12 protein-coding genes and 1 tRNA gene are annotated in these 12,456 nt (G+C 59.5%); 8 read left to right on the plus strand and 5 right to left on the minus strand.

Annotation, left to right across the window (positions count from 1 at the left end; all coding sequences use genetic code 11):
- The first annotated feature begins 13 nt into the window (after positions 1–13).
- Both ACK9YZ_RS19125 and ACK9YZ_RS19130 read left to right on the plus strand, forming a co-directional pair.
- Complete coding sequence (locus ACK9YZ_RS19125) at positions 14–1,240, plus strand: L,D-transpeptidase family protein (protein ID WP_416064833.1); 1,227 nt, start codon at positions 14–16, stop codon at positions 1,238–1,240.
- Positions 1,241–1,245: 5 nt separating this feature from the next.
- Positions 1,246–1,470, plus strand: coding sequence for a sulfurtransferase TusA family protein (locus tag ACK9YZ_RS19130; RefSeq protein WP_416064834.1), 225 nt, complete (start codon positions 1,246–1,248; stop codon positions 1,468–1,470).
- A gap of 12 nt (positions 1,471–1,482) precedes the next feature.
- Here the strand turns inward: ACK9YZ_RS19130 and ACK9YZ_RS19135 are convergent, their stop codons facing one another.
- A complete protein-coding gene (locus tag ACK9YZ_RS19135; protein WP_416064835.1) occupies positions 1,483–2,634 on the minus strand; it encodes a CobW family GTP-binding protein in 1,152 nt (383 codons plus the stop codon).
- Between the two features lie 9 nt (positions 2,635–2,643).
- Entirely contained in the window at positions 2,644–3,777 is a 1,134-nt protein-coding gene (locus ACK9YZ_RS19140; protein WP_216756129.1) for a D-alanyl-D-alanine carboxypeptidase family protein, read from the minus strand.
- Positions 3,778–3,932: 155 nt separating this feature from the next.
- On the opposite strand from ACK9YZ_RS19140, the gene ACK9YZ_RS19145 reads away from it, so the two are divergent.
- The 3 genes from ACK9YZ_RS19145 (at position 3,933) to ACK9YZ_RS19155 (ending at position 5,675) form a co-directional block, all read left to right on the plus strand.
- Complete coding sequence (locus tag ACK9YZ_RS19145; protein ID WP_216756130.1) at positions 3,933–5,096, plus strand: M20 aminoacylase family protein; 1,164 nt, start codon at positions 3,933–3,935, stop codon at positions 5,094–5,096.
- A 72-nt stretch (positions 5,097–5,168) separates the two neighbouring features.
- Positions 5,169–5,245, plus strand: a tRNA-Arg gene (locus tag ACK9YZ_RS19150).
- Between the two features lie 268 nt (positions 5,246–5,513).
- Complete coding sequence (locus ACK9YZ_RS19155; protein ID WP_216756131.1) at positions 5,514–5,675, plus strand: hypothetical protein; 162 nt, start codon at positions 5,514–5,516, stop codon at positions 5,673–5,675.
- 240 nt (positions 5,676–5,915) lie between these two features.
- Here ACK9YZ_RS19155 and ACK9YZ_RS19160 read toward each other — a convergent pair whose 3' ends face one another.
- Both ACK9YZ_RS19160 and ACK9YZ_RS19165 read right to left on the minus strand, forming a co-directional pair.
- The gene (locus ACK9YZ_RS19160; protein WP_216756132.1) at positions 5,916–6,206 is read right to left on the minus strand and encodes a BON domain-containing protein; all 291 of its coding nucleotides are present in this window, start codon (positions 6,204–6,206) and stop codon (positions 5,916–5,918) included.
- Between the two features lie 60 nt (positions 6,207–6,266).
- On the minus strand, positions 6,267–6,914 hold the full coding sequence (locus tag ACK9YZ_RS19165) for a hypothetical protein (RefSeq protein ID WP_216756133.1): 648 nt from the start codon (positions 6,912–6,914) through the stop codon (positions 6,267–6,269).
- A 379-nt stretch (positions 6,915–7,293) separates the two neighbouring features.
- Between ACK9YZ_RS19165 and dxr the strand changes: the two genes are divergently transcribed.
- Positions 7,294–8,469: a 1-deoxy-D-xylulose-5-phosphate reductoisomerase gene (dxr, locus tag ACK9YZ_RS19170; protein ID WP_216756134.1), complete on the plus strand. Its 1,176-nt coding sequence runs from the start codon at positions 7,294–7,296 to the stop codon at positions 8,467–8,469.
- Between the two features lie 33 nt (positions 8,470–8,502).
- Here the strand turns inward: dxr and hemA are convergent, their stop codons facing one another.
- Positions 8,503–9,717 carry a 5-aminolevulinate synthase gene (gene hemA / locus ACK9YZ_RS19175; protein WP_216756135.1) on the minus strand — a complete coding sequence of 405 codons (1,215 nt, stop codon included), beginning with the start codon at positions 9,715–9,717 and terminating at the stop codon, positions 8,503–8,505.
- A gap of 344 nt (positions 9,718–10,061) precedes the next feature.
- Between hemA and ACK9YZ_RS19180 the strand changes: the two genes are divergently transcribed.
- Positions 10,062–10,316, plus strand: coding sequence for a YMGG-like glycine zipper-containing protein (locus ACK9YZ_RS19180; protein WP_183734325.1), 255 nt, complete (start codon positions 10,062–10,064; stop codon positions 10,314–10,316).
- A gap of 173 nt (positions 10,317–10,489) precedes the next feature.
- On the plus strand, positions 10,490–12,415 hold the full coding sequence (locus tag ACK9YZ_RS19185) for an autotransporter assembly complex protein TamA (protein WP_416064836.1): 1,926 nt from the start codon (positions 10,490–10,492) through the stop codon (positions 12,413–12,415).
- Positions 12,416–12,456 lie beyond the last annotated feature (41 nt).

The raw sequence follows: 12,456 nt of genomic DNA on the forward strand, positions 1-12,456 counted from the left end.
ATGGGCTGATTGAATGCGCATACATCATTTTGCCTATGTTTCGCTCATGGCGCTGGCTCTGACCGGCTGCAACGACGCATTGGAATCGGCTCAGGGCATCGACCTCTCGACCGTCAAGAACAAGGTGGAGCAGCCGCTTCCCGCCCATATCCTTGCCGACATGTCGGCCAAGGGCATGGATCGCAACTCGCCGATCATGATCCGCATCTTCAAGGAAGAAGGTGCGCTGGAAGTCTGGAAGGCGAAGACGGACAACCGGTTTGAGAAGATCGCCGGCTACAAGATCTGCGCCTGGTCCGGCAAGCTCGGCCCGAAGGTCAAGACCGGCGACCGGCAGGCGCCGGAAGGCTTCTATAATCTGAGCCGCGCCAACCTGAATCCCAATTCCAAATATTATCTGGCGATCAACACCGGTTTTCCGAACCGCTATGATGCCGTCAACGGCCGCACCGGTAGCGACCTGATGATCCACGGCGCCTGCTCGTCGTCCGGTTGCTATTCCATGACCGACCAGCAGGTCCTGGAAATCTATGCCTTCGCTCGCGACGCGTTCAAGGGCGGCCAGGAAAGCGTCCAGCTTCAAGCCTTCCCCTTCCGCATGACGGCCGAGAACATGGTCAAGCACCGCCTCGACCCGAACTATGATTTCTGGAAGATGCTGAAGGTTGGCTACGACAATTTCGAAGTCACCAAACGCCCGCCGGAAGTGAATGTCTGCGAGAAGAAGTATGTCTTCAACCAGCAGGTCACGAACGGTGGCAGCTTCAATCCGGCCGGCGCCTGCCCGGCCATGTCGACGCCGCCGGCGCTGGCGGCAGCGCTTGCCTCCTACGGCAAGACCTATGATGCCGAATACCAGACGGCGCTGAAGAAATACGACGGGCTTGCCTGGTACGACCCGACGGAAGCAGAACGTAAGGCTGTCGTCGCCAAGCTGCGCAAGGGCCGTGAACTCGCCTATGCTCCAACCGGCACGTCGCTTGAGGCCGGCCGTATGGTCAAGGTTGCCGAACTCGAAGACATGATGGCCAATCAGGCCGCGAAGAGCGTTGCTGCCAAGACCGCAGCGACTGCGACGCCGACGACGCAGGCTCAAGCCACAACCGTCGCTGCAGCGCTGCCGGCCAATATTCCGGTGCCGATGCAGAACCCGCTGGCCTATGCCGCGCCCGAGCCCGCGCCGCAGGAAACCGCCGACGCCACCAAGAAGCCGTTCTGGAAGTTCTGGGCCAGGAACTGATCGACTTGGACGCCGTTCTCTACGATCTGCGCGGGCTGAAATGCCCGCTGCCCGTCATAAAGACGCGCAAGAAGCTGACGGCCATGCCGAGCGGTGCAATGATCCTCGTCGACACCAGCGATCCGCTTGCCGCCATCGACATCCCGCATTTCTGCAATGAAGATGGCCACGAGCTTGTCAGCACGGAAAAGACCGAGCGCGGCCACCGTTTCCTGATCCGCAAGGGATAGAGCCTTTTCTGATTAGATCCGCATGCCTGGGATAGCGAGCGGATTGTTGCTGAGCGCAGCCCGATCGGGCGTATCGATCCGTGGCTTGCCGAGGAAGGCCTCGAAGAGATCTTTCACGAACGCCTCCTGTAGATCCTTGGTGATCAGCACCATGCGCGTGCGCCGGTCCTCAGGATCCGGCCAGGCGGCAAGCCGCACCGGCGGGTGGAAGATGCTCTGAACGCCATGCAGCACCAGCGGGCGTTCCGGCCGGTCTGAAGTGGCAATGATCGCCTTCATGCGCAGAAGCTTTTCCCCATGCGCCGAACGCAGGAGATCGATGAACATCTCAAGCGCCATCGGATCGATCGCCTTCTCCTCGATGATCGAGAAGGAACGGATCGACGCATCGTGACGATTGACGTCGTGCGGGTCCTGATGCCCGTGGCCATGATGGTGGTGGTGATGACCGTGATCATGGTCATGGGGATGATGATGTCCCTCATGCTCATGCTCATCCTCATCATGCAGCCAGCGGCGGACGTCGGCGATCTTCGTCGCGGGATCGTAAAGCCCGTTGATGAGCACATGTGCCGTGCCAGCTTCCTCGCTGCCAGCATCCATGAGGGATGCGCGCGGATTGAGGCCGCGCAAACGCGCCATCAGCGCATCCGTATCGCCTGCTATGCTCTTCTTTGAGACAATCAACCGGTCGGCGACAGCCGCCTGCTTGCGTGCCTCCTCGTAATTGTCGAGCGTCTGCAGGCCGTTCACGGCATCGATGACGGTCACGACGCCGTCGAGCTCGAAATTCTGCGCGATGATTGGATTACCCATGATCGCCTGCATGACGGGAGCCGGATCGGCAAGGCCGGTCGTTTCGATGACCACGCGCCTGACAGGCTTCACACGGCCCGTCTGAACAGCATCCATGAGGTTCGCCAGCGTATCGACCAGTTCCCCGCGCACGGTGCAACAGAGGCAGCCGTCGGAGAGTTCGATGATGGAGTCGCCGGAGCTTTCGACCAGCAGATGATCGATGCCGACATCGCCGAATTCATTGATGATGACGGCCGCATCCTTCATGGCAGGATCTTTGAGGATGCGGTTCAGGAGCGTCGATTTACCGGCACCGAGGAAGCCGGTCAGGATAGTGACCGGGATCTTGTCGCTGAACGTGCTCATGATGTTTCCTCAGAAGGATTTCGGCCGCGGGAGCGGAACCGGTACATTGGCGAGCACTTCGACCGCATCGCCCTTGGCAGACTTGTCGTTCTGGGCGACCGGCTGCGGATCCTGGCCCGGAATGAGGCCGGCAAACACGAATTGCGGCTCGTGATCCATCTCGTGGATATAGGGCGACTGCACCTTCATGCGGCCAACCTCGTCGCGCGTTTCGCTGCGTATCTTGGCGCCCTTGGCGCTGCAGATATCGGCTGTGATGTCGTTCACCTGGTCCTGCCCAGGACCGTAAGGCTTCAGCGAGCCCAGCGTATCATTTGCTGCAAACTGCGTGGTGAAGCCCTTCTGCAGCAGGTTGGCGGTAGCATCGGCGCGGGCCGCCAGGCTATCGGTGCCGAGAACGACGGAAACCAGCGTCCGGCCGTTGCGTGTCGCCGAGCCGATCTGGTTGAAGCCCGAAGCGCAGATAAACCCGGTCTTCATGCCATCGGCACCAGCAAAACGGCCGATCAGCATGTTGATGTTCGGAACGTTCTGCTTGCCGGTCGTAAAACCTTCCAGCGAGAAATAGCCTGCATATTGAGGGAAGTCGCGGCGCAGCGCCACCGTCAGGATCGCAAGGTCGCGAGCCGTCGTATACTGCCCCTTGCCTGGCAGGCCATTCGGATTGACGAAATGCGAATCCGACATGCCGAGCTTCGCCGCTTCGGCATTCATGCGCACGACGAAAGCCTCCTGCGTGCCGCTGACAGCCTCGGCGACGGCGACCGCGATATCGTTCGCCGACTTCACCATCAGGATCTTGAGGGCGCTGTCGAGCGTGAATTTCTGGCCCGGCTTGAAGCCCATCTTGGCCGGCGGCGCGGACGCGGCCCGCTTGCTCATGACGACGGGTGTGTCGAGGCTGATCTGGCCGGAGCGGATCGCATCGAACACCGTATAGACGGTCATCAGCTTGGTCAGCGAAGCCGGATACCACTTGCGGAAGGCTTCCTCATGCTCCAGCACGCGTCCGGTCTGCACGTCGACGAGAATATGCGGGCTGGCCTCGGCAAGTGTAACGGACGAGACAAGAACCGCTGTTGCAGTCGCTATAAAAGAAAAGGGCCGCAAAGCGGCGAACAAACGATCGTGGCGCGTCGACAAGTGCTCGTCCTTCAGGGAATTATCTCGAAACCTTCCCCTATTTACCCTATATGGCTATGACATGGCAAAGGTCATTGACTAAGTTATTTCCAAGGCATCACGCCCTTGTGATGCTTCAGACAGGCCCCAAGCATTTCATTTACAGGAAGCCAAGAATGCCGATTCTGAATAGAGCCGCCGAACTTCAGGATGAAGTCGCAGAGTGGCGCCGCCACATCCATGCCCGGCCGGAACTTCTCTTCGCAGTCGAAACCACGGCCGCTTTCGTTGCTGAAAAGCTTAAGGAATTCGGCGTCGACGAAATCGTCACCGGCATCGGCCGCACCGGCGTCGTCGGCCTCATCAAGGGCAAGGGGGAGGGCAATCGTACCGTAGGCCTGCGCGCCGATATGGACGCCCTGCCGCTTACCGAGATCACCGGCAAGCCCTGGGCCTCGAAAACGCCAGGAAAAATGCATGCCTGCGGCCATGACGGCCATACCGCCATGCTGCTCGGCGCTGCGAAATACCTCGCCGAGACCCGCAACTTCAATGGCAACGTCGCCGTGATCTTCCAGCCGGCAGAAGAAGGCGGCGGTGGCGGCAACCTGATGGTCAAGGACGGCATGATGGAGCGCTTCGGCATCGAAGAGGTCTACGGCATGCACAATCTGCCGGGCCTGCCCGTCGGCCAGTTCGCCACCCGCAAAGGCCCCATCATGGCGGCAACCGACGAGTTCACCGTCACCATCAAGGGCCGCGGTGGCCATGCCGCGCAGCCGCACCGCACGATCGACCCGATCGCGACGGGCGCGCAGATCGTCACGAACCTGCAGATGATCGCCTCACGCAGCGTCGACCCGCTTCGCTCGGTCGTGGTCTCCGTCACCAAGTTCAATGCCGGTTTCGCCCATAACGTCATCCCCAATGACGCAACCATTGCCGGCACGATCCGCACGCTGGATGAAGACGTGCGCGCCCAGGCCGAAGCACGCCTGCGCCAGGTCGTCGAAGGCATCTGCGCTGCCCATGGTGCCGAAGCCGACATCAATTTCCACCGCAACTACCCCGTCACCTTCAACCATGCCGACGAGACGGAACATGCCGTTGCTATCGCCAGCGACATTGCCGGCGAAGCCAACGTCAATCCCGAAGTCGACCCGATGATGGGCGGCGAGGATTTCTCCTATATGTTGAACGCCCGCCCCGGCGCCTTCATCTTCATCGGCAACGGCGATACCGCCGGCCTGCACAACCCCGCCTACGACTTCAACGATGAGGCAATCGCCCACGGCATTTCCTATTGGGTCCGCCTCGCCGAACAACGTCTCGGCGCCTGAGACGAAACGACATTGGATATACCGAAAAGGCTTGGCTTCGCGCCAAGCCTTTTGTATGCATGGCATCCGAGTGGTCCCGTAGCTCAGCAGGATAGAGCATCAGATTCCTAATCTGGGGGTCGCGCGTTCGAATCGCGCCGGGATCACCATTCTCTCACGAAATTCAGGTCGCATCGCATGGCGCGTTTTGCGCCAGCGCCGAAAACGCCGCCACGATCCATACACCGATGAGGCCGATTGCCGCCCATACGAGACCGCGGCGAGGCGACTCGAGTGATGCGCGTTCACAGCCACGGCCCTGTCGCGCTCAAGAAAGCCAGATTCTGCTGCTGAAGACTGGCCGGGTCTTTCCTTTTCTCAAGCATGCGGAACTTCAGGAATCTCTTCGCGTTAAGCGACAAAACGGGAGTATCCGCCATGCGTATTCGAATAACTCTGCTTGCGATCGGTTTCATCGTCAGCGGCCTGCTGCTGGCAATCGCCCATCAGCCGCAAGGGCCCGTTCCTGCACCGAAGACCGATCGGCTTGTCGGCGAGAAAGCCCCCGCCGGTTTTCTGCCGGAACGCTTTGCCGGCTGAAGCTGAGCGACTGCGCGCTACGACGTGGAAATACTCTTCGTCAGCCACAATCTCGCCCCCAAGTGGGCGACCTTCAATGAGAAGAGCAGCGGTTCGGCGACAAAACCACTTTCAGAAAGCTGCAGACGCAGTTGGCCAGGCGTCGTGGCATAAACCATGATGCCGAAATCATGGGCTCGATGCAGCAAGATCGCATGTTCGCGCGAACGAACTTACGAGAGGTTGATGTTCGGCTAATGGTTAATGCCGAACGTCAACCGTCGAGCCAGTGAGCAAAATGCGGTTTCGCACTGTATGAACGCCTTCAACTGTTCTTGCGATGACTGTTGCCCGTTCGATTTGGTCGACCGTACTAACGCTGCCGCTCAGAACGATCTCGTCGCCTTCGGCCGTCACCTCGACATCGGCTGCGTCAATGCCGCCGGCAACCGCCAGCGCATTGGCGACTGCGGCTTCCAGTGTTGCGCGATTGGCATATTCAGCCTCCGCTTCGGGCTGACGACCGTGAAATGTCTGTTCCTTGAAGACCATCGTTCCGTCCTCCTTGGTGTTGAAGAAGAACAAACGCGGTCGACAGGGCTTTGGTTTCGCCTACCAGCGAAGCTGATAGTTCAAATTGACATTTCCCGTCCGCCCCGCCGAAAGCGGATCGGACACAGACGCGCTCAATCCGAGGTTGGGCAAGATGTTCTGACTGACGGCGACAGTACTGGAAAAGTCGCCATTGACATTACCGATGCTGCTGCCGGCGGAAATCGATGTGCCGGTCCACGGATAGATCAGCTTGACCGCCTGGGAAGCCGACACTGTTGTCTGCTGCGCATCGACGGCGTTGTAACCGAGGCTGACCGCGCGTGTCGTCTGCATGTCAAGCGAATCCGAGAGGATCCAACTGCGTGAGCGGCTGAGCATCAACGCGCCGCTGCCACGCAAAGTATCGACCTTCAGCGTCACATCCTGCTGCGCACGGCTGGCCGGCGTAACGCTCACCTTCTGCAGCTTGCCCCAAAGCATCGCCTGGCCGGAAGCCGGCAGCGGTGCCCCGCTCTTGTTGGAGGCAAGCGCGAAATCCGCACCGGCGCTCGTTTCCCATTCCATCGGCAGGCGGAACCCGACCGTCGTTTTGTAGGAACGGGCAGACACCTTCACCGGCGACCAGATTACCAGATCATCCGCAGATACCGGATTGGCCAGCGGCAGAAGCGCAAAAACAAAGCATGCAATCTTTATTTTCGTCATAATATCGCATCGTTTTGAACTGGTACGCCGATCGCGCACCGATAGGCGTAAAGCGGACCTGGAGCGCTCGCGTCGAACGCAATGAAGGACGGCGCATACACGCAATCCCGGTTCAGTCTTCGATTTTTGTTTGGCCCCGCGGCCAGTGGCATAAATTGCCAGTTGCTCGTCGGACGCATCAGCGCCCAGCGGATTTGCCTTTTCGACCGTAACCGGCCGCAGCAAATAATCATCCCCGTAAGGAATGCCATCAGGATCCCATCATGGCGGGTCCATGTAAACCCCTCTGGAGTTGAAATTTGCTGCACCGCACACTTGCTGCCTCCCACGATCCCCTGTAGAGCCGATGCCGAATATGCAATTTCTTGCGAAATCGACGATGATGACGAGCAAAATCGCGCCTCGGCGCCTCAGTATCTTCGGTTCGACAGGCTCGATCGGCCAAAATACGCTTGATGTCATCGATCATCTGGGCGGCCGGGACAATTTCGAAATTTCCGTCCTGACCGGCAACGGCAATGTGGAATTGCTGGCGCAACAAGCGAAATCGTCAGGCGCGCATCTGGCCGTCATTGCCAATGACCAGCACTACGAATCGCTGAAGAGTGAGCTTTCCGGCAGCGGCATTGCGGTCGCCGCCGGCACATCCGGGCTGATGGAGGCCGCAGACCGCGAGGCGGACTGGGTGATGGCAGCCATCATCGGCACGGCCGGCCTTGCACCCACACTTGCCGCAGCACGCCGCGGCGCCGATATCGCGCTCGCCAACAAGGAATGTCTTGTTTCGGCAGGCGATTTGTTCGTCGAATCGGTGAAAAACGGCGGCGGCAAGCTGTTGCCAGTCGACAGCGAACATAATGCGATCTTCCAGGTGCTGGAGGAAAATCAGCGCCATGCCGTGGAACGTGTCATCCTGACGGCATCAGGCGGTCCCTTCCGCACCTCCTCGCTGGAGGAGATGGCCAACGTCACGGTGGAAACCGCACGCGCCCATCCGAGATGGTCTATGGGCCTGAAGATCTCCATCGACAGTGCGTCGCTATTCAACAAGGCGCTGGAGATGATCGAGGCGAAGCACCTTTTCGGCCTGCGCCCCGAGCAGGTGGAGGTGATCGTCCATCCGCAGTCGGTCATCCATTCGATGGTCGGCTATACGGATGGCTCGGTGCTGGCACAGCTGGGTGCGCCGGATATGCGCACCGCAATCGGCTATGCCCTTTCCCATCCGCGCCGGGCGAACCTGCCGATCGAGCGGCTGGATTTCGCCAAGCTCGCGCGGCTGGACTTCGAACCTCCGGATGAAAAACGTTTCCCTGCCCTGCGGCTTGCCCGACTGGCAATGACGCGCGGCGGCGTCCAGGGCGCGGTGCTGAACGGCGCAAAGGAAGTCGCACTCGAAGCCTTCATCGAAGGCCGCCTGCCCTTCCTCGCCATGGCCGAGATCACCGAAAAAGTCATGGACGATCTCATCGATCTGCCCGCAGCCGCGACGATGGACGATGTCTTCGCTGCAGACAAAGAAGCCCGGCAGCGGGCTGCCGGGCTCATCCGATAAAGAAATTTTCCTGAAAAATCAGGCGACGTGACATCAAGCGACGTGACGGGCCAGCGCGCAGCGCGACCAGAGCGAATGCAAGGCCCCGACGAGATGCTCGATATCGGCATCCGAATGCAGCGGCGTCGGCGTGATGCGCAGGCGCTCGGTCTTCTTCGGCACCGTCGGATAGTTGATCGGCTGCACATAGACGCCAAAATTGTCGAGCAGCAGATCCGAGATCCACTTGCACTTGGCGGCATCGCCAACCATAACGGGGACGATATGGCTGGGGTTCGGCATGTGCGGAATGCCCTGTTGGTCAAGCAGCATGCGCAGCTTTCGCACGCGGTCCTGATGGCGCGCGCGCTCGAAGGGGCTTGCCTTGAGATGCCGGATCGACGCGACCGAGCCGGCAGCGAGAGCCGGCGGCAGCGACGTCGTGAAGATGAAGCCCGACGCAAACGAGCGGATGAAATCGCAAAGCGCGGTGGAAGCCGCGATATAACCGCCCATGACGCCGAACGCCTTAGCAAGCGTGCCTTCGATGACGGTGATGCGATCCATCAAGCCTTCGCGCTCGGCAATGCCGCCACCGCGCGGACCGTACATACCGACGGCATGCACTTCATCGAGATAAGTCATCGCGCCATACTTGTCGGCGAGATCGCAGATTTCCTTGATCGGCGCGATATCGCCATCCATCGAATAGACGGATTCGAAGGCGATGAGCTTCGGTGCCTTGGGATCGGCAGCAGCCAGCTTGGCTTCGAGGTCGGCGACGTCATTGTGCTTCCAGATGACCTTCTCGCACTTGGCGTAGCGGATGCCCTCGATCATCGAGGCATGGTTGAAAGCATCGGAAAAGATGATGAGGCCGGGGATTTTGGCGCCGAGCGTGCCGAGCGCTGCCCAGTTGGAAACGTAGCCGGATGTGAAGGTCAGCGCGGCTTCCTTGCCATGCAGATCGGCGAGTTCCTGCTCGAGCAGAACATGGTGGTGGTTGGTGCCAGAGATATTCCGGGTGCCTCCCGCACCCGCGCCACAGTGATCGATGGCGTCTTTCATCGCCTCGATCACCTTGGGGTGTTGGCCCATGCCGAGATAATCGTTGGAGCACCAGACGGTCACTTCCTGTTCGCCATCAGCCGTGTGGCGGGTCGCACGCGGAAAGTTACCGCGATGGCGCTCCAGGTCGGCAAAAACGCGGTAACGGCCCTCCGTGTGAAGCCCGTCCAGCTCGCTTTTGAAAAACGCTTCGAAATCCATCATATGCTCCAGTTCGTACGGCTGTTTTCTTGCTGAGACGGCAACCGTACGTCAACCCTTGGTCCCTGCTTTACCATCAACTGCGGCAAAAGGCGCAGACTTTTGAATGATTCCAGATAAAAAATATGCGAGCCGTGGTCAGCGAATTTGATCGACGTCAATTCCGGTAAAAAATTCTCGAAACTCCTGCTTTTAATCGTGGAAAGAAACCCGCGCCTTACGAAAAAAGGTTCGGCGATGGTGGACAAGCCCTTCTTGCGACATAATTTCCGGGCTAGCCTGAGAAAAAACAGGTTAGGGACGACGTCCGCCCGCTGGGGCGCCAAAAACCTCGGAGAGAAGAGATGAAAAGAGTCCTCGTATTCGCATTGATCGGCCTTTCGATCGCAAGCTGTACACCCACACAGCAAGGCGCCGGCATCGGCGCAGCGTCGGGTGCCGTTATCGGCGGCGTGGTCACCGGCGACGTGCGCGGCGCGGCAGTCGGCGCAGCGATTGGCGGCGTTTCGGGCGCGTTGATCGGCAGGGTCGCAGAGCAACCTGGCCAATGCTATTATCGGGACCGGTATGGTCGCCGCTACATTGATGATTGCCGCTGAGATCTGCAATCAGAATGGGAAAAACGGAAATCCCGGACCCTCGTCCGGGATTTTTTTGTACTAAATTAGTGCGTCAGCAGTTTAAATTGGTACACGTGACGGGATTTTGCCGCTAAGCTTATTGTCGGCTGGGCAACGCAGAGCTTCATTTTAATGTAACCCAAAAGCGGCGGATGCGGATTAGAGGGACGGGCCTGAGAACTGGTATTGCGTATCGAGCAGGCGCCATTTTGGTGGTCGCAGCGGCGACTGCATTTTCACCCATCCTCGTGGGCAAAGCTTACGCATTCAAGCTTTTTGGCATCACCATATTCGGCAAGGATGAGGATGAGAACCTGCAGGTGCCCGATCCCGTGCGCTATGACGTCGACCTCGAAGCCGGGACAGCCGATAGCGACCTGAAGGAGTCGCTGGAGAACAGCTCTCGCCTTATCGGCGATAAGAATCGTCCGGTTTCAGGCGATCTGGGTGTCGTCGTGAAAGCCCGCGACGACCGCGACAGGCTGATCGCCACACTCTACGAAAAGGCGCGCTATGGTGGCGTGGTGACGATCACCATCGGCGGTCGCAACATTGACGACCTGCCGCCGAATCCGACCTTCGACCGCTCCAAACCCGTCCCGGTCAAGGTGGACATCGCGCCCGGCCCTGTATTTACCGTGAATGAGGTTCAGTTCGGTGGCGATGCCGCGCACCGCAATCCCGCCGACTACGATCTCGCTCCGGGTGAGCAGGCAGGTTCGCTCGCGATCATCAAGGCCGGAGATACGATCGTCGACCAATTGAAGAGCGAGGGCAGACCCTTCGCCAAACTGACCGAGCGCCGCGTGGTCGCCGACCACAGCAACAATACCGTCGATATCGTTCTCGCTGCCGAAGGCGGCCCGGTTGCCCCGATCGGCGATGTCGGCGTCACAGGCGAAAAGATGGTCAAGCCGGAATTCATCCAGCGTTATTCGCGCCTGCAGAAGGGCGAAGCCTATTCGCCGGAGGCGCTGAGGAAAGCAGGTGAACGCCTGCGCGCGCTTGGCGTCTTCTCAAGCGTCACGATCCACGAGGGCGACGCACTTGCTGCCGATGGTACTTTGCCCATGACGATCGAGGTTTCCGAAGGCAAGCGGCGCTACCTCGGCATTGGCGCGCAATATTCGACGATCGACGGTTTCGGCGTCAACGGCTACTGGGGTCATCGCAATCTGTTCGGCGGGGCCGAATCGCTGCGCATCGAAGGCGCCGTCTCACGCCTCGGCGAAGCATCCGACCTCGGCGATCTCGATTATTCCGCCGGTATCCTCTTCACGAAGCCGGGCTTCATCCATCCATCCGCTACGCTGAAGGCCGGCATCGTCGCCAAGACCGAAAATCCTGATGCTTATAATGCGAAGCTCATTACCGCCTCGCTTGGCCTCTCCTATGAATTGACGGATCAGGACACCATCTCCGCTGCCGGCGAGGTGAGCTTCGAGAATGATGACGACGCCTTCGGCAACAACAACTATCTGACCTTCACACTGCCGATCACCTACGACCGCGACGACCGCGACGACAAATACAATCCGACGGCGGGCTACCACGCCACGCTGTCGGCAAAGCCGGGCTATGAGTTCATGAATGGCACGGTCTATTCGGCCTTCGAGGGCTCGATATCAGGTTATCTCGGCCTCGGCACCGAAAACGGCATCGTCCTTGCCGCCAAGCTCGCGGCCGGTACGCTGATCGGCGGCGACGGCGTTCAGGATATTCCCGCTACCCAGCGTTTCTTCGCCGGCGGCGGCGGTTCGGTGCGCGGCTACGGATACCAGGAAATCTCACCCTATAACGAAAACGGCGATGAGACCGGCGGCCGCTCTTATGTGACCGCCTCCTTCGAGGCGCGCGTCAAGATCACCGATACGATCGGCATCGTACCCTTCATCGATGTCGGTACGGTTTCGGACAGCATCGCGCCCGATTTCTCCGATATCAGGGCCGGTGCGGGAGCCGGTATCCGTTATGCAACACCTTTCGGCCCTCTTCGGCTTGATTTCGCCGTACCTTTGAACAAGTACGACGGTGGGACGGATTATGGAATTTATGCCGGCATAGGCCAGTCGTTCTAAAGCATGTCGCGCAAAAGTGTACAGCGGTTTTGCGACAACGA

Source organism: Rhizobium sp. ZK1 (assembly GCF_047782645.1).
GTDB lineage: Bacteria > Pseudomonadota > Alphaproteobacteria > Rhizobiales > Rhizobiaceae > Rhizobium.